This is a genomic window from Pseudomonas poae, assembly GCF_001439785.1.
Classification (GTDB): domain Bacteria; phylum Pseudomonadota; class Gammaproteobacteria; order Pseudomonadales; family Pseudomonadaceae; genus Aquipseudomonas; species Aquipseudomonas poae.
Genome location: NZ_JYLI01000007.1, coordinates 230566 through 257501 on the forward strand (window position 1 = coordinate 230566; position 26936 = coordinate 257501).

At 60.6% G+C, this 26936-nt stretch carries 29 protein-coding genes; 18 read left to right on the forward strand and 11 right to left on the reverse strand.

Translation table 11 applies throughout. The features are described from left to right. Positions 1-248 precede the first annotated feature (248 nt). Both macA and TU75_RS11005 read left to right on the forward strand, forming a co-directional pair. Positions 249-1400, forward strand: coding sequence for a macrolide transporter subunit MacA (gene macA, locus TU75_RS11000; protein WP_060548942.1), 1152 nt, complete (start codon positions 249-251; stop codon positions 1398-1400). 3 nt (positions 1401-1403) lie between these two features. Beyond that, positions 1404-3362: a MacB family efflux pump subunit gene (locus TU75_RS11005; RefSeq protein ID WP_015371862.1), complete on the forward strand. Its 1959-nt coding sequence runs from the start codon at positions 1404-1406 to the stop codon at positions 3360-3362. A gap of 48 nt (positions 3363-3410) precedes the next feature. Here the strand turns inward: TU75_RS11005 and TU75_RS11010 are convergent, their stop codons facing one another. Continuing rightward, positions 3411-4079, reverse strand: coding sequence for a helix-turn-helix transcriptional regulator (locus TU75_RS11010; protein WP_060548943.1), 669 nt, complete (start codon positions 4077-4079; stop codon positions 3411-3413). A gap of 272 nt (positions 4080-4351) precedes the next feature. On the opposite strand from TU75_RS11010, the gene TU75_RS11015 reads away from it, so the two are divergent. From TU75_RS11015 to TU75_RS11025, 3 genes are read left to right on the forward strand one after another with little or no spacing between them, the layout of a single operon-like run. Continuing rightward, positions 4352-4942 (forward strand): histidine phosphatase family protein, encoded by a 591-nt coding sequence (locus tag TU75_RS11015; protein ID WP_060548944.1) that lies wholly within the window; start codon positions 4352-4354, stop codon positions 4940-4942. Positions 4943-4951: 9 nt separating this feature from the next. Continuing rightward, entirely contained in the window at positions 4952-5707 is a 756-nt protein-coding gene (gene cobF / locus TU75_RS11020; protein WP_015371864.1) for a precorrin-6A synthase (deacetylating), read from the forward strand. Positions 5708-5718: 11 nt separating this feature from the next. Next, positions 5719-6438 carry an alpha/beta hydrolase gene (locus TU75_RS11025; RefSeq protein WP_060548945.1) on the forward strand — a complete coding sequence of 240 codons (720 nt, stop codon included), beginning with the start codon at positions 5719-5721 and terminating at the stop codon, positions 6436-6438. Between the two features lie 69 nt (positions 6439-6507). Here the strand turns inward: TU75_RS11025 and TU75_RS11030 are convergent, their stop codons facing one another. Both TU75_RS11030 and TU75_RS11035 read right to left on the reverse strand, forming a co-directional pair. After that, a complete protein-coding gene (locus tag TU75_RS11030) occupies positions 6508-7059 on the reverse strand; it encodes a DcrB/PsbP domain-containing protein (protein ID WP_060548946.1) in 552 nt (183 codons plus the stop codon). 73 nt (positions 7060-7132) lie between these two features. After that, entirely contained in the window at positions 7133-8941 is a 1809-nt protein-coding gene (locus tag TU75_RS11035) for a monovalent cation:proton antiporter-2 (CPA2) family protein (RefSeq protein ID WP_060548947.1), read from the reverse strand. Positions 8942-9137: 196 nt separating this feature from the next. Here TU75_RS11035 and TU75_RS26425 point away from each other — a divergent pair, with 196 nt between their 5' ends. From TU75_RS26425 to TU75_RS11055, 4 genes are all read left to right on the forward strand, one after another. After that, a complete protein-coding gene (locus TU75_RS26425) occupies positions 9138-9503 on the forward strand; it encodes a type II toxin-antitoxin system RelE/ParE family toxin (RefSeq protein ID WP_003235585.1) in 366 nt (121 codons plus the stop codon). Next, a complete protein-coding gene (locus TU75_RS11045; protein ID WP_003235588.1) occupies positions 9496-9801 on the forward strand; it encodes an XRE family transcriptional regulator in 306 nt (101 codons plus the stop codon). The genes TU75_RS26425 and TU75_RS11045 overlap by 8 nt, the downstream gene beginning before the upstream one ends. An 87-nt stretch (positions 9802-9888) precedes the next feature. Beyond that, positions 9889-11445 carry a DUF726 domain-containing protein gene (locus TU75_RS11050; RefSeq protein ID WP_003235590.1) on the forward strand — a complete coding sequence of 519 codons (1557 nt, stop codon included), beginning with the start codon at positions 9889-9891 and terminating at the stop codon, positions 11443-11445. Between the two features lie 38 nt (positions 11446-11483). Next, a complete protein-coding gene (locus tag TU75_RS11055) occupies positions 11484-12803 on the forward strand; it encodes an Nramp family divalent metal transporter (protein ID WP_003235592.1) in 1320 nt (439 codons plus the stop codon). 26 nt (positions 12804-12829) lie between these two features. On the opposite strand, the gene TU75_RS11060 is transcribed toward TU75_RS11055, so the two are convergent. The 3 genes from TU75_RS11060 to TU75_RS11070 form a co-directional block, all read right to left on the reverse strand. After that, positions 12830-13207, reverse strand: coding sequence for a type II toxin-antitoxin system VapC family toxin (locus TU75_RS11060; RefSeq protein ID WP_060548949.1), 378 nt, complete (start codon positions 13205-13207; stop codon positions 12830-12832). Further along, positions 13204-13557 (reverse strand): type II toxin-antitoxin system Phd/YefM family antitoxin, encoded by a 354-nt coding sequence (locus TU75_RS11065; protein WP_231981991.1) that lies wholly within the window; start codon positions 13555-13557, stop codon positions 13204-13206. Before TU75_RS11065 ends, TU75_RS11060 begins: the two co-directional genes overlap by 4 nt. 140 nt (positions 13558-13697) lie before the next feature. Continuing rightward, positions 13698-14630 carry a LysR family transcriptional regulator gene (locus TU75_RS11070; protein WP_003235598.1) on the reverse strand — a complete coding sequence of 311 codons (933 nt, stop codon included), beginning with the start codon at positions 14628-14630 and terminating at the stop codon, positions 13698-13700. A gap of 117 nt (positions 14631-14747) precedes the next feature. Between TU75_RS11070 and TU75_RS11075 the strand changes: the two genes are divergently transcribed. The 3 genes from TU75_RS11075 (at position 14748) to TU75_RS26430 (ending at position 15953) form a co-directional block, all read left to right on the forward strand. Further along, positions 14748-15236, forward strand: a complete 489-nt coding sequence (locus TU75_RS11075; protein ID WP_032870959.1) for a DMT family transporter — start codon at positions 14748-14750, stop codon at positions 15234-15236. Between the two features lie 4 nt (positions 15237-15240). Beyond that, positions 15241-15693 carry a DMT family transporter gene (locus tag TU75_RS11080; protein ID WP_015371872.1) on the forward strand — a complete coding sequence of 151 codons (453 nt, stop codon included), beginning with the start codon at positions 15241-15243 and terminating at the stop codon, positions 15691-15693. Positions 15694-15782: 89 nt separating this feature from the next. Next, positions 15783-15953: a putative metallothionein gene (locus TU75_RS26430; protein WP_003235603.1), complete on the forward strand. Its 171-nt coding sequence runs from the start codon at positions 15783-15785 to the stop codon at positions 15951-15953. Between the two features lie 118 nt (positions 15954-16071). Here the strand turns inward: TU75_RS26430 and TU75_RS11085 are convergent, their stop codons facing one another. The 3 genes from TU75_RS11085 to TU75_RS11095 all read right to left on the reverse strand — a co-directional run bounded on the left by TU75_RS11085 (position 16072) and on the right by TU75_RS11095 (position 18669). Beyond that, positions 16072-16344: a hypothetical protein gene (locus tag TU75_RS11085; RefSeq protein ID WP_003235605.1), complete on the reverse strand. Its 273-nt coding sequence runs from the start codon at positions 16342-16344 to the stop codon at positions 16072-16074. A 373-nt stretch (positions 16345-16717) separates the two neighbouring features. Continuing rightward, positions 16718-17746 (reverse strand): purine-nucleoside phosphorylase, encoded by a 1029-nt coding sequence (locus tag TU75_RS11090; RefSeq protein ID WP_003235607.1) that lies wholly within the window; start codon positions 17744-17746, stop codon positions 16718-16720. Between the two features lie 14 nt (positions 17747-17760). After that, positions 17761-18669 carry a nucleoside-specific channel-forming protein Tsx gene (locus tag TU75_RS11095; RefSeq protein ID WP_231981989.1) on the reverse strand — a complete coding sequence of 303 codons (909 nt, stop codon included), beginning with the start codon at positions 18667-18669 and terminating at the stop codon, positions 17761-17763. Positions 18670-19049: 380 nt separating this feature from the next. Here TU75_RS11095 and TU75_RS11100 point away from each other — a divergent pair, with 380 nt between their 5' ends. From TU75_RS11100 to TU75_RS11125, 6 genes are all read left to right on the forward strand, one after another. Next, complete coding sequence (locus tag TU75_RS11100) at positions 19050-19640, forward strand: putative antibiotic biosynthesis monooxygenase (RefSeq protein WP_003235611.1); 591 nt, start codon at positions 19050-19052, stop codon at positions 19638-19640. After that, positions 19637-21475: an amidohydrolase gene (locus TU75_RS11105; protein ID WP_060548950.1), complete on the forward strand. Its 1839-nt coding sequence runs from the start codon at positions 19637-19639 to the stop codon at positions 21473-21475. Before TU75_RS11100 ends, TU75_RS11105 begins: the two co-directional genes overlap by 4 nt. Positions 21476-21495: 20 nt before the next feature. Next, positions 21496-22113, forward strand: a complete 618-nt coding sequence (ycaC, locus tag TU75_RS11110; protein ID WP_003235616.1) for an isochorismate family cysteine hydrolase YcaC — start codon at positions 21496-21498, stop codon at positions 22111-22113. A 119-nt stretch (positions 22114-22232) separates the two neighbouring features. Then, positions 22233-23114: a LysR family transcriptional regulator gene (locus TU75_RS11115; protein ID WP_060548951.1), complete on the forward strand. Its 882-nt coding sequence runs from the start codon at positions 22233-22235 to the stop codon at positions 23112-23114. A 321-nt stretch (positions 23115-23435) separates the two neighbouring features. Further along, on the forward strand, positions 23436-24212 hold the full coding sequence (locus tag TU75_RS11120) for a sensor domain-containing diguanylate cyclase (RefSeq protein ID WP_060548952.1): 777 nt from the start codon (positions 23436-23438) through the stop codon (positions 24210-24212). A 48-nt stretch (positions 24213-24260) separates the two neighbouring features. Next, positions 24261-25490, forward strand: a complete 1230-nt coding sequence (locus TU75_RS11125; RefSeq protein ID WP_003235622.1) for a M20/M25/M40 family metallo-hydrolase — start codon at positions 24261-24263, stop codon at positions 25488-25490. Between the two features lie 120 nt (positions 25491-25610). On the opposite strand, the gene TU75_RS11130 is transcribed toward TU75_RS11125, so the two are convergent. Together TU75_RS11130 and TU75_RS26440 are read right to left on the reverse strand one after the other, a co-directional pair. Then, entirely contained in the window at positions 25611-26027 is a 417-nt protein-coding gene (locus tag TU75_RS11130) for a hypothetical protein (RefSeq protein WP_060548953.1), read from the reverse strand. A 7-nt stretch (positions 26028-26034) separates the two neighbouring features. Further along, positions 26035-26936: RHS repeat domain-containing protein (locus TU75_RS26440; protein ID WP_211267967.1), on the reverse strand; the 902-nt coding region annotated here is incomplete at its 5' end.

The window sequence follows — 26936 nt, forward strand, 5'->3', positions numbered from 1 at the left end:
AAGTTGAAGAAACTGCTTTTGACCTGCTCGGCTTTGGCTTTGGCCTTTGATCTTGCTTTTGATCTCGGGCACACCGAGCCTGGGCGAGGTGCCGAGTGTTGGGGCAAGAGCCCTTTTGGTTACTTTTGGCTGGGCCGGCATTCCGGGCTCTTTTCCAAAAGTGACCCGCTGTAAGAGCGGAACCATAGGTGGCCGTTACTGCAGCAACGGATATGCACTCAACCAAAAAAACCTCTCAATGGTCATTTATGCAAACGTCTAAATTTCGCAAAATCGGCTTATTCACCCTGTTGGCCATCGCCATCGGCCTGATCATCTACACCGTAAAGGCCCCCGCCGACGCCCCCCAATACCTGACAGCCACCGCCGAACGCGGCGATATTGAAAACGCCGTCCTGGCCACCGGCCTGCTCGAAGGCATCAAACAAGTCGACGTCGGCGCCCAGGTCTCCGGCCAGTTAAAGTCCCTCAAGGTCAAAGTCGGCGACAAGGTAAAGAAGGGCCAATGGCTCGCCGAAATCGACCCTCTGATTCTGCAAAACACCCTGCGCAAGGCCCAGGTCGACGAAGAAAACCTTCAGGCCCAACGCCGCGCCACGGCGGCCCAGGTGAAGCAGGCCAGGTCGGTGTACGAGCGCTACAAGGGCCTGCAGATCGACGAGTCGGTGTCCCGTCAGGACTTCGAAGACGCCGAGTCCACCTATCAGGTGCAGCAGGCCAACCTGTTGTCGCTGGATGCGCAGATCAAGAGCGCGCATATCCAGATCGACACCGCCAAGGTCAACCTGACCTACACCCGTATCAATGCGCCCATCGACGGCGATGTGGTGGGTATCGTCACCCAGGAAGGCCAGACCGTGATCGCCAACCAGCTGGCGCCGGTGCTGCTCAAGCTGGCGGACCTGGACACCATGACCGTCAAGGCCCAGGTGTCCGAGGCGGATGTGATTCATATCAGCCCCGGCCAGCAGGTGTATTTCACCATTCTCGGCGAGGCCGACAAGCGCTACTACGCCAAGTTGCGCGGCACGGAGCCGGCGCCACAGAACTTCCTCGAAACCCAGAGCGCCGGCACGCCCAAGCAGAACACGGCAGTGTTCTATAACGCGCTGTTCGACGTGCCCAACCCCGACCATCGCCTGCGCATCGCGATGACCGCTCAGGTGCGCATCGTGCTCGACACCGCCCAGGGGGCGCTGATGGTGCCGGTGGCGGCGCTGGGCGCGCGCAACAACGATGGCAGCTATGCGCTGCGGGTACTGGATGCCAAGGGCAAGGTGCTGGCGCGCAATGTGAAGACCGGCATCAACAATAACGTCAAGGTGCAGATCCTCGACGGCCTGGTCGAGGGCGACAAGGTGGTGATCGGCGATACCACGCCTGCCGTGGCGGGGAACTGAGTCATGACCCAGCCACTGTTGGAACTCAAGGGCATCACCCGCAGTTTCATGGCCGGCGAGCGTGAATTCATTGCGCTCAAGGGCATCGACCTGACCATCCAGGCGGGGGAAATGGTCGCGATCATCGGCGCCTCAGGCTCGGGCAAGTCCACCTTGATGAACATCCTCGGCGGCCTGGATTACGCCACCGCCGGCAGCTACAAAATCAACGGCATCGAGACCCGCTCCCTGGGTGATGAGCAACTGGCGGAGCTGCGCCGCGATTACTTCGGGTTTATCTTCCAGCGCTATCACTTGCTGGCGCACCTGAGCGCGTTGCACAACGTGGAAATGCCGGCGATCTACGCCGGTACCCCGCAGACGCAGCGCCACAGCCGCGCCCAGGAGCTGCTGACGCGGCTGGGCCTGGCCGGGCACACCAGCCACCGGCCCAGCCAGTTGTCCGGGGGGCAGCAGCAGCGGGTGAGTATCGCCCGAGCCTTGATGAACGGCGGCGACGTGATCCTCGCCGACGAGCCCACCGGGGCGCTGGACACCCACAGCGGCAAGGAGGTGATGCGCATTCTTGCCGAGCTGCACGCGGCCGGGCATACGGTGATCATCGTCACCCATGACCCCAAGGTGGCAGCCAATGCCCAGCGCATCGTCGAAGTGTGCGATGGCGAGATCGTCAGCGACAAGGCCAACGCCAGTGTCGGCCTCGAGTTACCCGGCGAGACGCCAATCGAGTCCCGCCGCAGCGGTGCGCGGCGGCTGGTGGCGAGCCTGGGGTTGTTCAAGGAAGCGTTCAACATGGCCTGGGTCGCGCTGGTGTCCCATCGCATGCGCACCCTGCTGACCATGCTCGGCATCGTCATCGGCATCACCTCGGTGGTGTCGATCTCGGCCATCGGCGAAGGGGCCAAGCGCTATGTGCTCAAGGACATCCAGGCCATCGGCAGCAATACCATCGATATCTTTTCCGGCACCAGTTTCGGCGACAGCCGCGCCTCGGCCATCGAGACGCTGATGCCTTCGGATGTGGACGCGTTGAACCAACTGTATTACGTCGACAGTGCCACGCCGGTGGTGGGCCGCAACCTGCTGCTGCGCTTTGGCAATATCGACCTGGATGCGCAGGTCAATGGGGTGAGCGAGCGCTACTTCAAGGTCAAGGGCCTCAAGCTCGAAGCCGGTATTGCCTTCAGCGAGAACGATGCGCGGCGTCAGGCCCAGGTGGTGGTGATCGACCACAACACCCGCCAGCGCCTGTTCGGCGCCCATGTCGACCCGCTCGGCCAGGTGATTCTGGTGGGCAACCTGCCGTGCACGGTGATCGGGGTGACGGCCGAGAATAAAAACATGTTCGCCGCCAGCAAGTCGCTGAATGTGTGGGTGCCTTACGAGACGGCGGCAGGGCGCGTGCTGGGCCAGCGTCATCTGGACAGCATCACCGTGCGCATCAAGGATGGCCAGCCGAGCAAGGTGGTGGAAGAGAACGTCAACAAACTGATGCTGCAACGTCACGGCACCAAGGATTTTTTCACCAACAACCTCGACAGCATCATGCAGACGGTGCAGAACACCAGCCGTTCCCTGGCCTTGCTGCTGTCGCTGATCGCAGTGATTTCGCTGCTGGTGGGTGGAATCGGCGTGATGAATATCATGCTGGTGTCGGTCACCGAGCGGACCCGCGAGATCGGCATCCGCATGGCGGTGGGCGCGCGGCAGTCGGATATTCGTCAGCAGTTTCTGGTGGAGGCGGTGATGGTGTGTCTGATCGGCGGGATCATCGGGATCTCGCTGTCCTACGCCATCGGCTACCTGTTTTCGCTGTTTGTAAAAGAGTGGGAGATGGTGTTTTCGGTGGGCTCGGTGGTGACCGCGTTTGCGTGTTCCACCCTGATCGGTATCGTGTTCGGGTTTGTGCCGGCAAGGAATGCGGCGCGGCTGGATCCGATCGAGGCGCTGGCCAGAGATTGATGAATGTGGGAGGGCGCAAGCCCCTCCCACCCTTTGATCGAGGTTGGCTTAAAGACCGGTGTTGTTCTCGGCGGCGTACATCCACCGCAACAGCGAATGCCGCCCGCTGATGCCCAGTTTGATCGACGCGCGCTTGAGGTAGCTTTCGATGGTGTTGACCTTCAACGCCAGTTGTTCGGCCAGCTCCGGTGCGGTTTTTCCGGCCAGCAGGCCGACGCACACTTCCAGTTCGCGGTTGGACAAGGTCAGCCCCGATTGCACCAGGCGTTCCTCGATGCGCCGGCGCAGGGTCTCGATGCCCTGATGCTGCGCCGCCAGTGGTTCGCTCTCGCCACAGGGCTGGATTGCGGTGATGTGTTTTTCCACCATGGGCAGCAACAGCGTGGAAAACTCTTCCAGCATGTTGCGCTCCTGCGGCGAAAAGCTTTCGGACTGGTGTGAGCGGTACACAGAGAGGATGTAGCGCACATCGTCCTTGCGCCGCGTCAGATGCAGTTGCGCGGCAGGTTGCTCCTCGCCCAGCGTTGCCATCGAATCGGTGTAGACCGGGCTGATCTTGCGCCGCGTGTGCCCCTCGGGGCTCACCCGCAGTTGGGTGATATGGGTGGCGTCCACCGCCAGTTGGGTGAGGATCAGGTCGTGCAGCATGCGTGGGAAATGTCGGCTTCCGGTGCTGGCAATGACTTTGCCTATATGGGGAAACAGCTGAGCGTTCATCCAATCGTCCATGAGTCAGGTGCGGGTATTCGGCCTTGCAGCGACGGGGTTGAGGTGCCAATACGAATAACCCACAGTGATAGTCCGCCCCGTCAGCACGTATGCTAGTACAGCCTCGCCACAGGAAGGGGATCCAATGTGAAAAATTCGGCTCAAGGCCGCATGCTGTGGGCGTTGGCCCAGCGTCCAGCGGGCTTTTCCAGGTTTGTTGTAACATATGAATACAACTTCGCCGTTCCAGGTGAACTGCACCCACCCAGAGTGAACCCGCGATGCAACCCACCCGGTTGACCCTTGTCTGCCACGCCGCCACGCCGGCGCAGAAATACGCGCGATTTGCCGATGACGAATCGGTGGTGTTGGATTGGCAGCGTGACGCATTATCCCTGGCCGGTCGCTTCAACAAACCCCCGCAGATGGTGTGCGGCCCCGAGTTGCGAACCCGCCAGACCGCCAGCCTCTTCGGCAACGAGGCCACGCTGGAACCCGCCTTGCGCGATCTCGACATGGGCCGCTGGAAAGGCCAGGCGATTGACCAGCTCGACCCCCACGCAGTCAGGGCCTGGTTCGCCGACAGCGCCGGCGCGCGCCACGGTGGCGAGTCGGTGGACGGGTTGTGCGAGCGGACCGCGCAGTGGCTCAAGCAACTGCAAACCCAACCCGGCCATGTGCTGGCCGTGACCCATCCGTTCGTGATCCGCGCGGTGATGCTGCAGGTGCTGCACATGCCGGTCGAAATGATTTATCGGATCGACGTCGCGCCGCTGTCCTGCGTCGAGCTGCGCTTTACCGGCGTGTGGCGTCTGCGCCTGGATACTCACCCCTGGCTTCCCGAACATGGCAACATCCATGCCCCGCATTGAGAGCACCCCATGAAACGCATCCTGATCATCGGCATTGGCGCCGGCAACCCTGACTACATCACGATGCAGGCCGTGAAGGCGCTGAACCGCACCGACGTGTTCTTCCTGATGGACAAGGGCCAGAGCAAGGACAAGCTGATCGACCTGCGCCGCGAGATCTGCGACACCTACATCACCGAGCCCGGCTACCGCTTCGTCGAGGCCGATTGCCCGGAGCGCGTGCGCGGTGAAATCGACTACACCACGGCGGTGCAGGGCCTTAATCGTGACAAGCAAGCCACCTTCGAGCGCCTGATCAATGAGCACATGGCCGACGGCGAGGTCGGTGCGTTCCTGGCCTGGGGCGACCCGGCGCTGTACGACAGCACCATTCGCATCCTGCAGGCGATTCTGGCCGCAGGGCAGTGCGAATTCGAATTCGAAGTGATCCCCGGCATCACCAGCGTGCAGGCCCTGGCCGCGCAACATAAAGTGGCGTTGAACCGCATCGGCAAGTCCGTCGAGATCACCACCGGGCGCCGGTTGGCGGCAGGGCAGGCCAGCGATGCGGATACGCTGGTGGTGATGCTCGATGCCGAGGACTCCTACCGCAGCGTGGCTGACCAGGGCTTTGATATCTATTGGGGGGCCTACCTGGGCACGCCGGATGAAATTCTGATCAGCGGCAAGGTCAGTGAAGTGGCTGAAGAAATCGAACGGGTGCGCAAGGCCGCGCGCCTGGAAAATGGCTGGATCATGGACACTTATCTGTTACGCAAACCCTGAGGTGATTTCCCATGCTCAAACTGTTTGCCCTGGCACTGACCCTGGTGGCCGGTGCCGCTCACGCCGACTCGAACCTGCACACCGATTTGCCGTTGTCCTACCTGGAGCAGACCCAGGGCGATGCACACAACCAGCCGCTGGTGATCTTTCTGCACGGGTTCGGCAGCGACGAGCAAGACCTGTTCGGGATCAAGGACGCATTGCCTTCGACCTGGACCTACCTGTCGGCTCGCGCGCCGACGCCGGTGGACCCCCATGGTTATCGCTGGTTCACCAAGACCACCGGCGAGCGTGACTACAACGGCGAAACTGCCGACTTGCAGCGCAGCGCCGCGCTGATCGAAGACTTCGTGCGCAAGGCCACGGCCAAGTACCACACCCAGAGCGATCGCGTGTTCCTGGTGGGGTTCAGCCAGGGTGCGATCATGTCCTATGAGGTGGGCTTGCGTCAGCCGGAGTTGCTGCGGGGCATCGCGGCGCTGAGCGGCAGCGTGCTGCCGGTACTCAAGGCCGAGCTCAAGCCCGATGAGGCGCTGGGCAAGCTGGCGATCTTTATCGGCCATGGCACGTTGGACCAGGCGCTGCCGTATGCGTCGGCGACGCGGGCGAACGAGGCGCTGGTGGGCCTCGGGTTGAAGCCGCAGTTTCATACGTATGAAGGCATGAACCACACAATCAGCGCGGCGGAGGTACAGGACCTCAAGGCCTGGCTTGAATCGAATCTAAAGTGAACACAGTTGCGATGTGGGAGGGAGCAAGCCCCCTCTCACAAGGGTTTTTGTATTGGTTGTGGAAGTAGGTTATTTGCCGGTGATCTGTTTCACCAACTCGGCATGCCCCTTCACATCGTCGGCCCGGGAAATGGCCTGGATCACCAGCAACTGGTTACCTGAGCCGCTCAAGAACGTGGAGTTCAAGGTCTTGCCGCCGCCCTGGGTGGCGGTGCTGTCCACCTGACGCATGCCCAGGCCTTTGAAGTTGAGTTTTTTCTCGCTCTGTTTCTTGAAGTCTGGCAAGGCGGCGGTCTGGTCCTTGATGAAACCGGCGACGGCGCCGTCAAGGAACTTCGGGTCGTTGTCCTCGATCTTTACCCCGTCCTTGCGCACGGTTTCGGCGACGATCACCACACTTTTCGTAGTCTGATTGGCGTACATCGTGCCCTGGGTGTCGCCGGTGCCGTCCTCGGCCTTGCCGGCCGGCAACGTATCGGCGACGTAAGCCTTGGGCAGGCTGAAGGTGAACTTGCCGCCCAGGGTGGAGATGGTCTGTGTGCTTGGCTTGGTGGCAGCGAACGCGCTGCCGGCGGTCAATGCGAGGGCAAGCAGGACGGCGGTCTTGGTGAAAGTGGCCATGAAGCACTCCGGTAAAAAAACGAAATTGCGCCTTATTCTGTCAGAAAATTCGCAAGATCGTTCCTCTCCAGCCTCACACCTTGTCGGACTCTTCCTCAAGTCGATCCATCTCAAACAGCCGCGCCAGTTCGGCGCGCGCTTCCTGGGCGGTCTGCATCACCTTGGCCGCGTCGTCGTACACCGCATGCTGGGCGGCGAGCACTTGCAGGTCGTGGTTCCTGAAGCGGTTGATGCGCGCATCGGCCTGGGCCTGGCTCAACCCCAGGCCGACCAGGGTGCGGCGGCTCATTTCCAGGCTGGAGTAAAAGGTCTCGCGAATCGGCGAGGCGTCGAGGTCCACCAGGCGGTGCACGTGCTGACGGTTACGTGCGCGGGCGATGATCTTCATGTGCGGGTAGAGGTTGCGCACCAGTTCGGCGGTCTTGATGTTGATTTCCGGGTCGTCCATGGCGATCACGAAGAATTCTGCCTGGTCGACCTTGGCCGCGTGCAGGATTTCCGGACGTTGCGGATCGCCGTAGAACACCGGCATGCCGCCGAAGCTGCGGGTCAGCTCGATGGTTTCCACCGAGGTGTCGAGGGCGATGAACGAAATGTTCTGCGCACGCAGGATCCGCGCGACGATCTGCCCCATGCGACCCATGCCGGCGATCACCACGCGCGGCGCGTCGCCTTCGATGGCGCGGTATTCCTCGGGCACTTCCACCGGCTTGCTCTTGCGCTTGAACAGCTTCGGGCAGATCAGCAGCAACAGCGGCGTGATGGCCATGGACAGGGTGATGGTCAGCACCAGAATGTCGTACAACTGCGGTTCGAACAGGCCCTGATCGCGGCCGATCTTGAACACCACAAAAGCAAATTCACCGCCGGCCGCCAGCACCACGCCCAGGCGCAGGGCGCTTTCGCGGTTGAGATCACCGGCCATTCGGCCCACGGCATACAGGATCGGCAGCTTGAGGCCGATCAGCAGCAGGGTCAGGCCGATGACCACCAGCGGCGAACTGAGCAGCAGGCTGAGGTTGGCGCCCATGCCCACGCTGATAAAGAACAGCCCGAGCAGCAGGCCCTTGAACGGTTCGATCTGGGATTCCAGTTCGTGGCGGTATTCCGAGTCCGCCAGCAGCAGGCCGGCGAGGAAGGCACCGAGGGCCATGGACACGCCGACCAGCTCCATCAACCAGGCCGTGCCGATCACTACCAGCAGCGCGGTGGCGGTAGACACTTCGCGCAGGCCGGTCTTGGCCACGATGCGAAACACCGGGCGCAACAGGTACCGCCCGCCAATGATCACCACGGCGATACTGCCCAGCACCTGCAAGCCATGCTGCAGGCCTTCGGACTCGGTGGTGGGGTGGCTGCCGCCGGCCAGCAACGGCACCATGGCGATCAGCGGGATGGCGGCGATATCCTGGAACAACAGGATCGCAAAGGCCATGCGACCGTGGGGCTGGTTGAGTTCCTTGCGCTCGGCCAGGCTTTGCAGGCCGAACGCCGTGGACGACAGCGCCAGGCCCAGGCCCAGCACAATCGCGCTGTTCCAGGCCTGGCCGAACAGCCACAGCGCCACCGCGCCCATCACCACGCCGGTGAGCAGCACCTGCGCCAGGCCGACGCCGAACACCGCCTTGCGCATCACCCATAAACGCTTGGGCGACAGCTCCAGGCCGATGATGAACAGCAGCAACACCACGCCCAGTTCGGAGAACTGCGCGACGCTCTGGGGGTTACGCACCAGGCCCAACACCGAGGGCCCAATGATCACCCCGGCGAACAAATAGCCGAGCACCGCGCCCAGTTGCAGGCGCTTGGCCAGCGGCACGGTGAGCACGGCGGCGAGCAGAAACACCACGGCTGCTTGTAACAGGTTGCCTTCATGGGGCATTGCGAACTCCAGAATCTTCAAAGCCAGTCAACAGGGCGCTATTAGAGCGCTTTTTGCCGACTGAGAATTGTATTTTTGCCGCGCCTGCGCATCGGCCAAGACTTGTAGTACGTACAAATAATTTGCCGCTGGCGAGGCAAATCTCACGGTCTAGAGTTATGCCCTTGAGTTTATATTCCATGGGTGGCATATTTGCATGAGCTGGGACATAGAATACACGGACGAATTCGGAGACTGGTGGGCTGATCTGGATACAGGAGAGCAATCCTCGGTATCTGCCAGCGTTGATCTGCTGGGGCTGTTCGGGCCAGATTTGCGCTTTCCCCACAGCAGCGATGTCAAGGGATCTCGACACGGTAACCTGCGCGAACTGAGGGTGCAGCACGCTGGTCGCCCATATAGGGTGCTGTATGCATTCGATCCCCGCCGTTGCGCATTGCTGTTGATTGGTGGCAATAAAGCAGCGCGGCATCGATGGTACGAAGAGCACGTCCGCGTGGCTGATAAGTTGTATGACGTTCATTTGGAAACACTGCGTAAAGAGGGCCGTAACCATGGCTAGGAAATTCGCTGAACTTCAAGCTCGCATGTCACCCGAATCGCGGGCTGAGGCCGAGCAGATATTCAGGCAGCATCTGAGAGAAATGCCGTTGCATGAGCTGCGCAAAGCCCAGCAGTTGAGCCAGGAGAGCATGGCCAAGGCATTGAAGGTCAACCAGGCTGCGGTCTCCAAAATGGAGCGTCGCACGGACATGTATATCAGCACCTTGCGTAACTACATACGCGCCATGGGAGGTGAACTGGAAATCATCGCGACGTTTCCCGACGGGCAGGTGAAGATCGACAACTTCGCTTGCTGAAGGCCGCAATATCCATGTTTTTTTCACATTGCCCCTGGCTGCCCTTTGTTACCATCGTCCTCCATCGTCGCCAGGAGTCACCGCCCCATGCAGCAGCAGTGGGATGAAATGCACCGCACCCGCAAGCCCACGTTTGTATTGTGTGGCGAGCCTCAGGGCGATGTGCTCAATCTCTATGTCCACGGTTATTCGGCTTTCTTCAATCAGCAGCAGTTGGGTCACTTCAAGCAGCAACTGGCAGGTATCGAAGGCTCCACCAACCTGATGCTGTTCTGGCCGGCCGGGCATTTTCTGGAAAACCTGTTTGCGCCGTTCAAGGACGTGATCGCTTCGATGCTCGGCGGTGGTGGCCTGGGCGCGGCAACCGTTGGGCTGGGCAAGGCGATTGCGTATTTTCTCGACCACTATAAAAGCGTCGAGACGCGAGTGGATGAGGTCGCCAAAAGCTTGCTGCCGGAGCTGGCCAACTACCTCCACCGCGAATCACTGACGGTGCGCCGCATCAACCTGATCGGTCATTCCCTGGGCGCGCGCATTCTTGTCAAAAGCCTGCTCGCCAGCCCTGAAACCGCGCGCGAGCTGCCGCTGAACAATGTGCTGCTGATGGGCGGCGCAATCTGTACATCCAGCCCCTGGGAGCAAGTGGCGGCGCCATTGACCGGGCGTGTCATCAATTGCCACTCCAGCAAGGACTGGGCTCTGGCGATGAAGCCCGACACCGAGCGCTGTATTGGCCGCTATGCCATCCCCGTCACGCCTGCGCTCAAGACCAAGTTGACCAATGTGCACCTGGCCAGCTTCGACCATGCGGCGTATTGGCCGCAGTTGAAGACAGTGGTGCAGTACACCGATCTGTTGCAGGAGCGGCGCGGCATGATGCGCTTTGACCCGCGCAGCAGCCAAGTGCGGTTTGCCGAAGAGGATATCGACCTGTTCCCCGTGCTGATGCAGGCCCGGCCGGACGAGTTGAAGTTTTTGGCCGAGCTGATGTCGCAAAAGCGCAGTGCCTCGATTGACGCCTCGGTGCGCGACCCTCGCAGGCTCGCCATTGAACTGCAGCGCATGGGCGGCGACAGCCTGATGAACATTGCCCGCGGGCATGGCGTGAATTATCGCCAGATTGCCCAGGACGTGGCGGGGCGGCTCGGGATCAAAGGCGACGAGCCGATCGCCAGCGTTGCGCTTGCCGACCTTGAAGCGCAGGTCGCCGAGAAACTGATCGAGCAGTACAAGGACAAACTCAGTCAGGCTGACCGTCAGCTGTTCGACGCCGAACTGCGCGCCGCGGCGCAAAAGGAGCAGGGCCTGTTCAGTCGCTTCGCCGTCGGCCGCTCGGCCACTGCTGCCTTGAGCGGCACTGCGCTGGCGGGGCTGAGCGGATTCATGCTGCGACGCGGCGCGGCTTCGGCGATTCCGGTGGTGGGCCAGGCGCTTGCGGCGGCGATGTTGCTGGTCAGTGGCGTGCGGGCATTCTCAGGCCCTGCGTACTCCATCACCACTCTTGCGGTGTTGGTGGTGGGGGTGATTCGCCAGCGCATGGAGCGCGAAGCCTTGAACCAGGAGCTGGACCTGGTGGTGCAGGTGGTCGAAGCGTTCGATCTGCCTCGGGACACGGTGATGCGCACGGTTGTGTCCGACTGCTAAGCTGCGTGCCTGTCTTGTGTGTTTACCTGGAATCGCGCGTGAAATTCAGCCTGCCCAAAATCGCTACCGCCCCGTTCTGCCCGCCGGAAGTGGCCGGCTCCGTTGCCGTTGACCCCAAGGCGTCGTTCTTCAAGCGCGCGCTGATGTTCGCTGGCCCTGGCCTGCTCATCTCCATCGGCTATATGGACCCGGGCAACTGGGCCACGGCCATCGAGGCCGGTTCGCGTTACGGCTACAACCTGCTGTTTGTGGTGCTGCTGGCCAGCCTCGCGGGGATGGCGGTGCAGTGCCTGTGCTCGCGGCTCGGTATTGCCACCGGCAAGGACCTGGCGCAGCTGTGCCGTGAGCGCTACAGCAAACGTTCGGCCCGCACTCAGTGGGTATTGGCCGAAATCTCCATCATTGCCACCGACCTCGCCGAAGTGCTCGGCTGCGCGCTGGCGTTTCACCTGCTGCTGGGGGTGTCGTTGACCACCGGTATCGTCATCACCGCCTTTGATACCTTGCTGATCCTGGCCCTGCAGAACCGGGGTTTTCGCCGCCTGGAAGCGATCATGCTGGCGCTGGTTGCCACCATCGGCGTGTGTTTCTTTATCGAGCTGGTGCTGATCAAACCTTACTGGCCGGATGTGTTGAGCGGGTTCACCCCGTCGCTCTCGGCCATCAGCGATGCGGCGCCGTTGTACCTGGCCATCGGCATCCTTGGCGCCACGGTCATGCCCCATAACCTCTACCTGCACAGCTCGATCGTGCAGACCCGGATGATCGGCAAGGACCTGGCCAGCAAGCAGGACGCGGTCAAGCTGGCACGTATCGACACCATTGGCTCGCTGGCGCTGGCGCTGCTGGTCAATGCCGCGATCCTGGTACTCGCCGCCGCCGCTTTCCACAAGACCGGCCACACCGATGTTGTGGAAATCCAGGACGCTTACCATCTGCTCGACCCACTGGTGGGCGGCGCGTTTGCCAGCATCCTGTTTGGCATCGCATTGCTGGCCTCCGGGCAAAGCTCCACCTTCACCGGCACCATCGCCGGGCAAGTGATCATGGAGGGTTACCTCAACCTGCGTATTCCGTGCTGGCAACGACGCCTGATCACCCGCGGCCTGGCGTTGATCCCTGCATTCCTCGGGGTGTGGCTGATGGGCGACGATGCCATCGGCAAACTGCTGATTCTCAGCCAGGTTGTGCTCAGCCTGCAGTTGCCGTTTGCGCTGTACCCGTTGATTCGAATGACGGGTGACAAGCAACTGATGGGCCCGTTCGTCAATCGCCTGCCCACGCGGTTGCTGGCGTGGTTCCTGTTTGCGGTGATCAGCGGGGCGAATGCGTGGTTGATTGGGCAATGGTTGTTTTGATCTGAGTATCCGAGTGTCGGGGTGATCTAGATGAGGATCGCCAGCGATGTGTACCGAGCAACCTGCGGATCGGTGGTCAATAGTCTCGTCGGTTCGCTGATGGCGGTTGCAACGATAAGTCGATCGAAAGGGTCTTTGTGATGATGCTTCAGATCCTTTACCGCGATGGCATGCTCGGAGGTGATGGCTAATTCGACGACACCGCTCTCCAGGCAGTACCCACGAATTTCGTCCAGATCGACATGGAGCTTTCCCAGGCTTACCTTGATTGCCATCTCCCAGAATGTCGCCGCGCTGATGTAAACGTCGGCTGCATTTTCGATGAGCTTTCGTGCTTTGCTGGACAGTTTGGGATCGCCACTGAGTGCCCAAAGCAGGATGTGAGTGTCCAACAGGACCCTCATGAGGCCTTGCCCTGAAACGAATCCAGCAGATCGTCCGGTAGGGGAGCGTCAAAGTCGTCCGGGATGACGAGTTTCCCCTTCATTGCGCCAACCCTCTTGCCTTTGGGCTTGGTCATCGGAACGAGTTGGGCCATTGCGCGCCCATGCTTGGCGATGGTGATGATGTTGCCAGCGGCGGCCTCATCAACCAGTTTTGACAGATTATTCTTTGCTTCGCCCAGCGGTACGGTAACCATAGAGTTCTCTCCATGTTTTGGCCAAATATCGCCAAAACCAGCTGAGCTATAAAAGACGGGTAGACAGCTGTCAGACCGGCCAGATCGTATTTTTTTGTAGTACAGGCCACTCATGGCAATTCTCCGAAGAAGGACGTTGCTGGAGTCTGCCTCTTGAAGACGGGTGTCATAAATAGTGGCCCGTAAAATCGGCCCCGGACTACTTTTCCTACTAGGAAATTTCCTCACGCATAACGCCCGCGTCGCCTGAACGCTCACCGATCCCAATACGGCACCGTCCCAAAACACGCCGCAAAGTAATCGATCACCGTACGCACCTTCAGCGACAAGCGTCGGCTACCCGGCCACAGCGCGGCGATCTGTTGCGGTTCGAGGGTGGTGGCCACTTCGTAGTCGCTCAGCACCGCCTGCAAGGTTCCGGCGCGCAGGCTCTCGCCGATCAGCCATGATGGAAATACCACGAATCCCAGGCCCTGTTCTGCGGCGTGGGTGAGGGTGTCGGCGTGGTTGCCGGTGATCGGGCCCTTGACGCTGTAGGGCGTCCATTCGCCCTGGGCGCGGCGGAAGAACCAGCGTTGCTGGCCGGTGACGCCCTTGTAGGCCAGGCAGTGGTGGTTGAGCAGTTCATCGGGGTGGCTGGGCGTGCCGTGCTGCGCCAGATAAGCGGGGCTGGCAGCGAGACGAAAGCGCTGGGGCGCGAAGATGCGTGCCTGCATGCCGGAGTCGTTGAGTACGCCGATGCGAAACAGCAGGTCGGTGCCATCCTGCAATGGATCGACGAAGGTGTCGGTTTGCTGGATGTCCAGTTGCAGCTTGGGGTAACGCCGGCACAGCTCGCCCAGCCAGGGCGACAGGTGACGCTGGCCGAACACCATCGGGGCATTGATGCGCACCAGGCCGCTGGGTTCGCTTTCCTGTTCCTGCAGGGCCTGGCCGGCGGCTTCCAGTTGTTCCAGCATCAAGCGCGCATGCCGCCCGAGCAGGCGCCCGGCCTCGGTGGGGCTCACCGCGCGGGTGTGCCGGTAGAGCAATTGCTGGCCGAGGGCCTGCTCCATCAACTGGACCTGTCGGGAAATGGAGGAGGGCGCAAGGCCTTCGCGGCGGGCCACTTCGGAAAAACTGCCATGGTCCAGCACGGCGACGAACAGGCGCAGCGCCTTGAAGCTCAGCTCATTCAAACCCTGCATCCGGCCTCCTGATTGTGCGTATTGCGCAAAGGTGTTGTCCGCATGCTCCCATTTATCGCACAGGGCGGCCACTGGATAATGCGCGCCATCCACTTTTTGTCGAAGCGCAGGTGATGTATGCAGGCAAGTTCTGTCGAGGGCGTGGCGCAGGCCAGGCCAAAACGAAACATTTTGAAGCTGCTGCTGTTGCCGCTGGTGATTCTGGCGGGCATGGGGCTGTCGATGGAGGCGGGTTTGCTCGGCCCGCTGGGTGAGCAGGTGGGGCATCTGTGGGCGACCTTGAGCATTTTCGGGGTGGGTTCGGCGCTGCTGTTTCTGCTGCTGTTTTTCAGCGGCGCGCGCAAGGGCCCGGCGTTGAGCGAGCTGCCGCGCTGGCAGTTGATCGGTGGTTTTTTGGGGCCGATCTACGTGGTGGTGCTGACCCTGGCCACGCCGCACATCGGGATTGCCATGACCATGATCGCGATTCTCTCGGGTCAGGTGGGCAAGAGCGTGTTGATCGACCACTTTGGCTGGTTCGGCACGGCCCGCAAGCGGGTCAATGGTGAACGCTGGATTGCCCTGGCGTTGATTGTGGTGGCACTTGTTTTGATTGCGCGGGGTTGAGGCGATGAATCTGATTTTATTACTGGTGGTCGTGGTTGCCGCAGGCGCGGTATTGAGTGTGCAGGCGGCGATCAACGGACGCCTGGGACAGACGGTCGGCGTGCTGCGCAGCAGTCTGGTGACCTTTGGCATCGGCGCACTGGTAACGGCGTTGCTGATTTTCTTCTTCGAACCGGCGCACGCCGTGAGCCTGTTGGACGTTCCGAAATGGCAACTCACCGGCGCGCTGTTCGGCGTGGTTTATATGATTGTGATGGTGGGCGCGGTGCCGGTGGTCGGCACTGCCGTCGCCACAGTGGCGGTGATCACCGGGCAATTGGCGATGGGCATGCTGATCGACAACTTCGGCTGGCTGGGGAATCCGGCCATTGAATTGTCGGGCAGCCGCATCGTGGCGATGGTCTGCCTGGCGCTGGCGCTGGTGTTCATGTATCGCAGCAATGCGCGCAGCGAATGATGGTTTGAACCATCCGCGGCGGGCCACAGTCACTGCTTAAGGTGGCGGCGTTCGCCGCGCCATGACGACCATGAAAAAGGAGTCTGACCATGCCAGATCAAACCTGTGCCTGCCCACACTGCAAGTGCGTGTTGGGTGTCGATGCGGTAATGAAAGACGGTAAGGGCTACTGCTGTGAGGGCTGTGCCCAGCATCACGCCCATGGTGAGCCGTGTGCTGCGTCGGCTAATTGTGAGTGTGCCAAGTCGGCCCATGGCTGAATGCTCGCCAGCTTCGGAGCGCGTCGGTCTTGAATCGACCGACGTTTTCCTGGCTGGCTCTATTCAAAATGTGGGAGGGGCTTGACCCCTCCCACAATTGCGATTGCATTCAGCTTGGCTATTGGGTTTCCAGCTCCAGACGCAAGCTGTGATCGGACAGGCGCTTGCGGTGCTTGACCACGGCGCTGGTGCGCTTGCCCTCCAGTGCGAACACCACCGTCTGCGCGTGATGCAGGTCGTCGGGCAGGGGTTGGAGCACCTTGAGTATCAGGCAGTCGGATTCTTGCTGCACGCTGACCTGGCATTCCGCATGTTTGGCCAGCGGCCCGAACAACGTGTCCTGGGTGTAGTCAATCTGCGCCTTGCCGTTGACCTGTGCTGATAAGTCCATGATTTTTCTCCTTGATCAAGCCTGGGGGCGCATCCGAGTGGCGCCATTGCCAGGTTTGTGATGTAAGCAAGTGATCTTCATGGAGGTTAAAAATTCACTAATCTCAATAGACAGCGCATTTTGTGGCGAGCGGGCTAGCCTTAATGCCGTTCAGTTAAGCGCAGATTCCCTGTGGCGAGCAGGCTTGTCCTGCGTTGAGCTGCGCAGCAGCCCCACAACCAGACGCTGAGCAGTGTCAGGTACACCGCATGCGACTTAATTGGGGGCGCTTCGCACCCCAACGCGGGGCAAGCCCGCTCGCCACAGTAAGCCCACTCACTACAGTAAACCCGCTCGCCACAGGAGCATTCGGGGGGGCTGGAAGCGTTGTAGATTACTCGGCCTCGGGTACGCCTTTTTCCCACGCCGACCAGTTGTTTAGGATCGCCTGCACCAGCGGGTTACCGGTGCGATAGAGGTTTTCCAGCGCCGGCACAAAGCCGCCCTGGTCGGCGTATTTGAGCAGGTTGTCCACCTCGCTGTAGCCCGGATACGGGCGGTCAAAGTCCGACCCCGCGCGCACCACGGCCAGGCGCTGGATGTCTACCAGGCCTTCACGGCTGGCGCGCAGCAAGGCTTCGTAGGTGGAGTTGTCTTCCTGTTGCGTGGTGCAGTACTCGCCTTTGTTGTCGGTGAGCAGCTTGGTCCACACCTCGGCGCGCTCGCTCAGGCGCGTGCCGGAAAACCAGGTGTTGCCCGCCAGGGTGTCGCAACGGGTCACCTGCGGCGGCTGGTTGGCGGGAGCCGCGGGGTAGTGCTGGCGCCAGGCCGCCGATTCCTTGCTTTCAGAAAGCGTGACCTTGTGCGACAGGGCAAAGGCCTTGGCCTGCAGCTTGGGGTTCAGCTCGAACACTTCGGTCTTGTAGTCCAACGGTGGTTTTTCGTTGGGCCCCTTGGTGTTGATGCCGATATAACCGGTGGGCCAGTCCTTGGGCACGTCCCGCGAATCCAGCTCCCACTGGGTGCCGAACTCCACCAGATAATGGGCCCAGGCCGCCGTACCGAGGGTGCCGTGTTTGGGGCTGATGCCGGCGATTCCGGCGATCAGGAAGTAACTCTGGCGCAGGTCGAACTTGGGCGACAACGCCAGTGCCAGCGTCGACGCTGCCGCGTTGGTCTGGCCCATGCCGGTCACCAACAGGCACACGTCCTGGGTGTTGCAGCGAATCACCGGGTATTCGGCGGACAGGCCGGGCACCCGGACTTCTTGCTTGAGTGCCAGGCGATCGATCCAGGTTTGCGCCTCTGGAGCGAACATGGTGATCAGCATCACCTTGGGTTTGATCGGTGCGGTCTGTGCCAACACCACAGATGGCAGCAGCGCGAGGCTCATGGCGATCGACACACGGGTAAACGCTTTCATCCAAAACTCCTTGATCAGAATTGATAGCCCACGCCGGCGTAGTAACCCCAGCCGTCCGAGCGTGCGCGAAAGTTGCCTTCGCCGAAATTCAGCTCGCTGCCATCTTCCCAGTTGCCGCCGTTGTGAAAGTAACGGCCGACCAGGGTGAAACGCAGGTGCGTGAACGAGTAAAGCAGAACGTTGGTCGCCACCAGTGAGTTGGCGGTTCGCGCCGGGTTGTCCTTGTGCAGGTCCGAGCCGAAGTCGTAATTGGTAAAGCCGATGTAGGTCAGCGAGGCACCGTTGTCGAACGTTCCGATGGGCACGATGTACTTCATCTGCGCACGGTAGCCGTCCCACGAGTATTCATTGCTGGCGCCGTAGTTTTCCCACTGGTAACGGCCATAGAAGTTGGCCGAGAGGTTGACCCGTGAGTGCGTGTCGATATCGGTGCCCAGGCCGCTGTAGAGAGTGTTGGCACGGTTTTCCTTGTTGCTGCCGTGGTCGTAGATCCAGTCGAACGCCACGTACCATTCCTTGAACGGGCCGACGGCCAAGCTACGGCCGGCCAGGTAGTCAATGGAGATGCGCGGTTCATGCTCCATGAACACCGGCGACCCGTGGTCCCACACGCCCTTGTCGTTACTGTTGCCGATGGTGAGAATTTTCGGCACGTCGACATAGCCGTACAGCTCGAACGGGCCCTTGCGGCCGAAGTATTCGTATTCCAGATACACATCATCCTGCGGCCGGGGGCCAAAGCTGATGTCTTTGCTGCCGATCAGGGTCAGGTCCTGGTTGAACCATTGCGACAGATAAACGCCCTTTTTCGTCGCAGGGCTGGCTTCAGGGCTCAGGGTTTCGCCCTGTGCTGAGTCATCGGTGGGTTTTTCCTGCGCCAAACTGGGTGCACTGAGTACTCCCGTAACGGCGGCCAGGAGCATGGAAACGCCAAAGCAGGCCCGGGGCCTTGTGTTCAAGTGCATTGAAAATCCCTATTCCTGCGCGGTTGAGACCCGATTGGTCGGGTAAACGTAAACCTGCCTGGCAGGTTCGTAGCGCAAACGTTTGCACGGCGCGTACCACCTTTGCCCAATGGATTGAATGGCATGGAAAAAAGCGCAATTAGTCGACCTGTTGATCAGCAATGACTGGGTGTCATTTTTCACGCTGATTGAAGGGACGCTGCTCGCGACTCGCTTATGACGTCGACAGCAGACGACGGGATGAACTGAGCGCTCGTTACAGCACATACATCCAATTCCCGCCCGGCCAATACCGGCAGAATTCCCCCATCGCTCAACGCTGCAGGGGAATCAACACCATGGACGCAACATCCGGCACCGGCCCCGACGAAGTGGTTACCCTGGTGGTCAAACACCTGATCAAGCGCGGTCGCGAGGCCGACTACGAAGCCTGGCTGCGACGCATCGTGCGCATCGCCGGCGAGCGCCCCGGCCACCTTGGCGTCGACGTGGTGCGTGGCACGCAGAACGGCCAGGCGTTGTTCACCTGCGTATTGCGCTACCGCTCCACCCACGACCTTGAAGTGTGGCTCGACTCCGCGCAGCGCAAGCTGTTGATCGACGAAGCCGCGCCGATGCTCGCCGACGGCGACAACACCGAAGTCGGCGGCGCCAACGAGTTCTGGTTCACCCCCCTTGCCGACAGCGCGGCCAAGCCGCCGCGCTGGAAGCAGGCAGTGGTGAGCCTGTGCGTGATCCTGCCGCAGACCTTGATCCTGCCGTTTATATGGGGGCCGATTCTGCGCCTGCACCCGTTCCTGTCCAATTATGTGGTCTCCACCTTTCTGGTCACCCTGACCATTGTGCTACTGGTGGTGTACCTGTTGATGCCGGCGGCCACCCGTCTGTTCGCGCCCTGGCTTGAAGCCTCTGTCAAGGAAACCCTATGAACGCTGATCTGATCCTGTTCAATGGCCAGTTCCACACCGTCGACCGTGAAAACCCACGCGCCACCGCCGTCGCCATCCACGAGGGCCGCTTTGTCGCGGTGGGCACCGACGGCGAGGCCATGGCCCTGCGCGGCAGCGGCACCCAGGTCATCGACCTCAAGGGTCGCACGGTGATCCCGGGTCTCAACGACTCGCACCTGCACCTGATTCGCGGCGGGCTCAACTACAACCTCGAACTGCGCTGGGAAGGCGTGCCGTCCCTGGCCGATGCCTTGCGCATGCTCAAGGACCAGGCCGATCGCACGCCCACCCCGCAGTGGGTGCGCGTGGTCGGTGGCTGGAACGAATTCCAGTTCGCCGAAAAACGCATGCCTACCCTGGACGAGTTGAACCAGGCCGCGCCGGACACGCCGGTGTTCGTGCTGCACCTGTACGACCGCGCCTTGCTCAACCGCGCGGCCCTGCGCGTGGCCGGCTACACCAAAGACACGCCGAACCCGCCGGGCGGCGAGATTGTGCGCGACAGCCACGGCAACCCCACCGGCATGCTGGTAGCGCGGCCCAATGCGATGATTTTGTACGCGACCCTGGCCAAGGGCCCGAAGCTGCCGCTGGAGTATCAGGTCAACTCCACCCGCCAGTTCATGCGTGAACTCAATCGTTTGGGTCTCACCAGCGCCATCGACGCCGGCGGCGGTTTCCAGAACTACCCCGACGACTACGCGGTGATCGAGCAATTGGCCAGGGACGAGCAACTGACGGTGCGCATCGCCTACAACCTGTTCACCCAGAAGCCCAAGGAAGAACTCAGCGACTTCAAACACTGGACCGGCAGCGTCACGCTGCACCAGGGCGATGACTACCTGCGCCATAACGGCGCCGGCGAAATGCTGGTGTTCTCGGCGGCCGACTTCGAAGATTTCCTCGAACCGCGCCCCGACCTGCCGCTGGCCATGGAGCAGGAACTGGAGCCAGTGGTGCGCCATCTGGTCGAGCAACGCTGGCCGTTCCGCCTGCATGCTACCTATGACGAATCCATCTCGCGCATGCTCGACGTGTTCGAGAAGGTCAACCGCGACATCCCGTTCAACGGCTTGCCATGGTTCTTCGACCACGCCGAAACCATCACCCCGCAAAACATCGAGCGCGTGCGTGCCCTCGGCGGTGGCATCGCGATCCAGGACCGGATGGCCTTCCAGGGCGAGTACTTCGTTGAGCGCTACGGCGCCAAGGCTGCCGAAGCCACGCCGCCGATCCAGCGCATGCTCGCCGAAGGCGTGCCAGTGGGGGCGGGCACCGATGCCACGCGCGTATCGAGCTACAACCCATGGACCTCGCTGTACTGGATGGTCAGCGGCCGCACCGTGGGCGGCCTGGCGCTGCACGCCGAAGGCCTGCCGCGCCTCACTGCGCTGGAACTGTTCACCCATGGCAGCGCCTGGTTTTCGTCGGAGCAGGGCAAGAAGGGCCAGATCAAGGTTAGCCAGTTGGCGGATGTCGCCGCCTTGTCGGCGGACTTCTTCAGTGTCGACGAAGAAGCCATCAAGTGGATCGAGTCGGTGCTCACCGTGGTCGGCGGCAAGGTGGTGTACGGCGCTGGCGACTTCGAGGATTTCGCGCCGCCGCGTGTGCCGGTGCTGCCGGACTGGTCGCCGGTGGTCAAGGTGCCCGGCCATTGGCGCCCGGGTGCGCCGATGCAGGCTCAGGTTCACCAGTGCAGCGGCCCCTGTGGCGTGCATGCCCACCGCCATGAAACAGCGCGGCTTTCCAGCGTGCCGGTCAGCGACTTCCAGGGTTTCTGGGGTGCGTTCGGCTGCTCGTGCTTTGCCTTTTAATCCCCTGAAGGAGCTAACCCATGACCTACAAGCGCTTGAACAAAGACGATGCCGTGGTACTGCTGGTGGATCACCAGACGGGCTTGATCTCCCTGGTGCAGGATTTTTCGCCCAACGAGTTCAAGAACAACGTGCTGGCCCTGGCCGACGTCGCCAAATTCTTCAACTTGCCGACCATCCTCACCACCAGCTTCGAAGCCGGCCCCAACGGCCCGCTGGTGCCGGAGCTCAAGGCGCTGTTCCCGGATGCGCCGTACATCGCGCGTCCAGGCCAGATCAACGCGTGGGACAACGAGGATTTCGTCAACGCCGTGAAGGCCACCGGACGCAAGCAGATCATCATCGCGGGCGTGGTCACGGATGTGTGCGTGGCGTTCCCGACGCTGTGCGCTCTCGCTGAAGGTTTCGACGTGTTTGTGGTCACTGACGCTTCCGGTACCTTCAACGAAACCGTGCAACAAGCGGCCTGGGCACGCATGAGCGCCGCCGGAGCACAACTGGTGAACTGGTTCTGCGTGGCCTGCGAGCTGCAGGTTGACTGGCGCAACGACATGGAAGGCCTGGCCAACCTGCTGTCGCCGCGCATCCCCAACTACCGCAACCTGATGAACAGCTACTCGGCGTTTACTGCCAAGTAACCGGTTTTTGGACGCGCCGATGCTCCCTGTGGGAGAGGACAAGCCTCCTCCCACAACTTGTTTTGTGGTGTGCCTGGTTAACCGCTATAAACCTGCCAACTGTCTACCGAGAAGCGACAATGAACCCGTTTGAAGACATGCGCCTGTTCTGCCAGGTGATGGAGTCTGGCAGCTTCACCGCCGCCGCCGAGCAACTGGGCCTGTCCAAGCAGTTCGTCAGCCGCCGCCTGATCCAGCTCGAAGACCGCCTCGGTGTGCGTTTGCTCAACCGTTCCACGCGCCGCCTGGATGTCACACCACTGGGCCAGAGTTACTACGAATCGGCCCTGCGCCTGCTCAGCGATGTCGAGCAAGTGGAGCAGGGCATCGCCGGCCAGAACAGCGAACCGCGCGGCACCCTGCGCCTGAGTGCGCCATTGTCGTTTGCCATGGCGCACCTGGGCTGCCTGTTGCCGTCGTTTTTACAGCGCTGCCCGCACGTTGCGGTGGAGGTCGACTTGAGCGATCGGCCCGTCGACCTGATTGGCGAAGGCTACGACCTGGTGTTGCGTATCGGCACCCTGGAAGACTCCACCCTGATTGCCCGCCGCATCGCCAGTATCCCCCGTGTGTATTGCGCCAGCCCCGACTATCTGGCCCTGCGCGGCACGCCGCAAAAGCCCGACGACCTCGCCGAGCACGACTGCCTGCCTTACGGTCATGGCCGCCAGGTGCAATGGCGGTTCAAAGGCAAAGTGCAGGCGTTGAATGTCAGCGGACGCATGCGCGTGAACAACGGCGACCTGCTGCGCGACGCGGCCATCGCCGGTTTGGGCGTTACCTATTTGCCGACGTTCATCGTTGGTGAAGCGTTGCAGGACGGCCGTCTGGTGAAGGTGCTGGACGATTTCGCTCCCGAGGCCCTGACGTTGTCGGCGGTGTATCCGCAGCATCGACAAAGCTCCAGGCCGGTGCAGGCGCTGGTTGAGTTTTTGCGTGAGCGTTTGGCGGGTGGCTGCTGACAGGGGGGATGGACCAGTTACCCCTGTGGCGAGCAGGCTTGTCCTAATGCCGTTCAGTTAAGTGCAGATTCCCTGTGGCGAGCAGGCTTGTCCTGCGTTGGGCTGCGCAGCAGCCCCAAAACCAGGCGCTGATCCGTATCAGGTACACCGCGTTTTGCTGGAGTGGGGGCGCTGCGCACCCCAACGCGGGGCAAGCCCGCTCGCCACAGAGGCTCCAGTTCGATCTGCGGTGCCCATGCCAGCGACCGGCCAATAAGCATTGGTGGCTAATGGCCGTTACCCTGATAGACTCCAGTCATTCATCCAGGATCACACCCGACCATGGCTGCCCCAGGAGGAAACGGAGTTCCGCTCGCTACCCGTTTGTATAAATCCCGCGCGCTGGGGCTGGCGCTCGGTTTTGTGTGCGTGTTGTTTGGCATGTACCCCCTCGATCCATCGGCGTGGGTGTGGACGTGGACCCAGGCCCAGCTTTATGGCTGCCTGCCGATCCTGATGCTGTACTCGCTGGCGCTTGGCTGGATCTGCTATCGACAGGCCCGAACCCTGGCCCGGCATAAGCGCGAACTGCTGGCCTTGAGCCGTACCGACAGCCTGTCCGGCTTGCTCAACCATGGCGCGTGGAAGGATCATCTGGAGATCGAATTTCAACGCTGTCGCCGCGAGCAACAGGGCGCGGTGATTGCGGTGATTGCGCTGATTGACATCGACCATTTCAAACTCATCAACGACACCTATGGCCATGTCACCGGTGATATCGTCCTGCGCCAGTTGGGCAAAGTGTTGCGCCAGAACTTGCGTATCACCGATCTGGCCGGGCGTTACGGGGGTGATGAGTTCTGCATCATCATGCCGGGCATGCCGCTCAATCGTGCCACCGACGTGATGGATACCCTGCGTGATCGTTTCAACGCGCTGGTCTATGACCAGGACCCGACCTTGCGCGCCAGCTTGAGCATCGGCCTGGCGCCGTATCAAGCGGAGCATGCCGATTGCACGCGTTGGCTCAACGATGCCGACCTCGCGCTATACGAGGCCAAAAGCGGCGGGCGCAACCGCGTCAGTTGCGTACAGGGCAGTTGGTTGCGGTCCGTTTAGTGGGGTAGGGTGTGACTTTTCCTACCAGCACTTAACAAGGATCGGTTTATGCTTTTCACCTTCCCGCGTACTCTTCTGGCCGCCACGCTGGCGCTGTCCTTCTCACTCCCGGCCTATAGCGCCGAGCCGCATAAACAGATTCAGGCGGATGCCGAGCAATACAAAGGCCCAGCGCTGAAACTGCTGGAGCGCCTGGTGAACATTGATTCGGGCTCCGGCTATGGGCCAGGGCTGACACAAGTCAGTGACATCGCGGTCGATGAGTTGAAGCAGCTTGGTTTCAGCATCGAACGCGTCCCGGATGCCGCCGCCAACAGCAGCCATGTGATCGCCACGCTCAAGGGCAGCGGCAAGGCCAACATCCTGCTGATGGCGCATATGGACACGGTATTCAAGGAAGGCTCGGCCGCCGAGCGCCCGTTTCACATCAAGGACGGACGCGCCTATGGCCCCGGCGTGATGGATGACAAGGGTGGCATCGTTGCCGGCATCTACGCGCTCAAAGTCCTGAAAAACCAGGGCTTCAAGGACTACGCGACAATCACCTTTCTGCTCGATGCCAGCGAAGAGACCGGCTCCGATATCGCGTCCGACCTGATCCGCAAAACCGCCAAGGGCCACGACGTAACCCTCAACCTGGAGCCCGGCCGACCCGCCGATGGCCTGGTGGTGTGGCGCAAAGGCAGCGCCACCGCCGTGGTCGACGTCAAAGGCAAAGCCGCCCACGCCGGTGTCGCCCCGGAACTGGGACGCAACGCCGCAATGGAGGCCGCGCATCAGATCCTGCAACTGGGCAAACTGGGCGACGAGGACAAGAAAACCACCATCAACTTCACCGTGATCAACGCCGGCGACCGCACCAACGTTATCCCCGACCACGCCACTGCCAAGGCTGACGTACGTGCAGCATTGCCGGAAGAGTTTGATCGGATCGAAAAGGACTTGGTGCGCGTATCAGCCAACAAGCTGATTCCGGACACCGAAGTGACCACCAGCCTCAAACGCGGTTTGCCACCCATGCCGCAGACGGCAGAGTCCGACAAGTTGGTGGCGATTGCCCAGGGCATTTATGGGGAGTTGGGCAAGCAGTTGACCATTGAAGGCAGCGGCGGCGCGGCGGATGCCAGTTTGTCGGCCGGAGTGGGCACGCCGACGCTGGACGGGTTCGGGATTGTGGGGGGCAATATTCATACGCCTGAGGAATATGCGGAGGTGGAGAGTGTGGTGCCGCGGGTGTATTTGTTGAGTCGGATGATTATGGAGCTTTCGAAGCGGTGAGTGGGGGCTCACTCGGTGTTGAGTGAGCCTGTTTTTGAGGCATCCAGGTGTAAAGTCAGTTGCTGTGGCGAGCTCGCTCGCCACAGTGTCTTAGTTGTGTCAGGAAAAGTTGTGTTGCTTCTACCAAGTAGATTGATCTTCGAGGCTGGCTTTATGAAGGTCGTCCCTCCATACCTCATTGGCTAAGCGGTAGATGTCGGCGAAAAAGCCTCTAGGGTCGGCTATCTCTGTTTCATCCCAAGCTATTGTGATGTGCTCATCGTAGTCACTCTCGAACTCTTTCGCAAAATCAAAGTTCGTACTATCCAGCGCATCTTTAAGCATCGACATCAGAATAAATCGATGCCTGTAAGACAAATACAGAAGGTCATCGAGGATATAATTTTTTATTATGATCTCCCGGTCTTTACTGCTGTTAGGGTCATATGCCCAAAGCGCCTCGCCTTTAGTTTCCTCAAGGTCGTAAATGGATAGAGCGGCTAGGATATAGGAGATTTTTGGTGTGAACGGTGAGTCTTTGAAAGGTGACTTCAACATGATTATCTCAATATGGGAACGCGGTAAATGGTCGGGTTATATCATTTTTGTCAAATCTGACCTCAACGTTATTCATACTCTCTATATATTTTGGATTGTTTTTGTCTTTTTTGTTGGGTTTGTAACCGTGTCCGGAATTTGTTATTTCCATTTTGATCACAGGGTTGCCGGAAGCGTCATGCTCTGTATAGCGGGGATTGGCTCCCTGCATTTTATAGATGGCTTTATTAAGCGCGTGAAGGTGCACCTTCCAGCTTTTGAATTGAGAGCTGGAGTTTACTTTCCCTTTTTTTCCATTTGCGGGATTTGTTCCATCTATTGAACGCATTTGCATGGCGGTGCTGGGTATTTCTTTTCCGTGTTTAGCCACTGTATGCATATCATATTTTTTTTCAATTTCCATCACGCGTTGTTTTGCATTTTCCTCCGTTAGTTCGTCAATGCGCGCACGTCGCTCTTTTCCTGCTGGCATGGGCAGCGTTGGCAGTCGCTCGTTTACCTTGGCCTTTCCAATTGGGTTTTCGAGCCGTGCGGTGGGTTTACATCCATCGTCACCGGGACATGAACTCAAGCCTAACGGATCGACCCACCCAGTCGGATTCGGCACGTACTGGTACGCATTGATCCCACCCGCCAGCTTCACCGGGTCCGGCGTCAGATAGCGCCCAACATCCGGATTGTAGTAGCGATGTCGGTTGTAGTGCAGGCCGCTTTCTTCGTCGAAGTATTGGCCTTGAAAGCGCAGCGGGTTATCGATTTTGCCGACGTCGAGGCGGCTGATCTGGCCGTAGGCGCGGTAGTGGGCGGACCAGACGATTTCGCCGTCTGGTGCGGTCAGTTCCTGTGGCGTGCCGAGGTGGTCGAGTTGGTAGTGGTAGGGGCTGGTGGCGTCGGAGCCGAAACCATCCA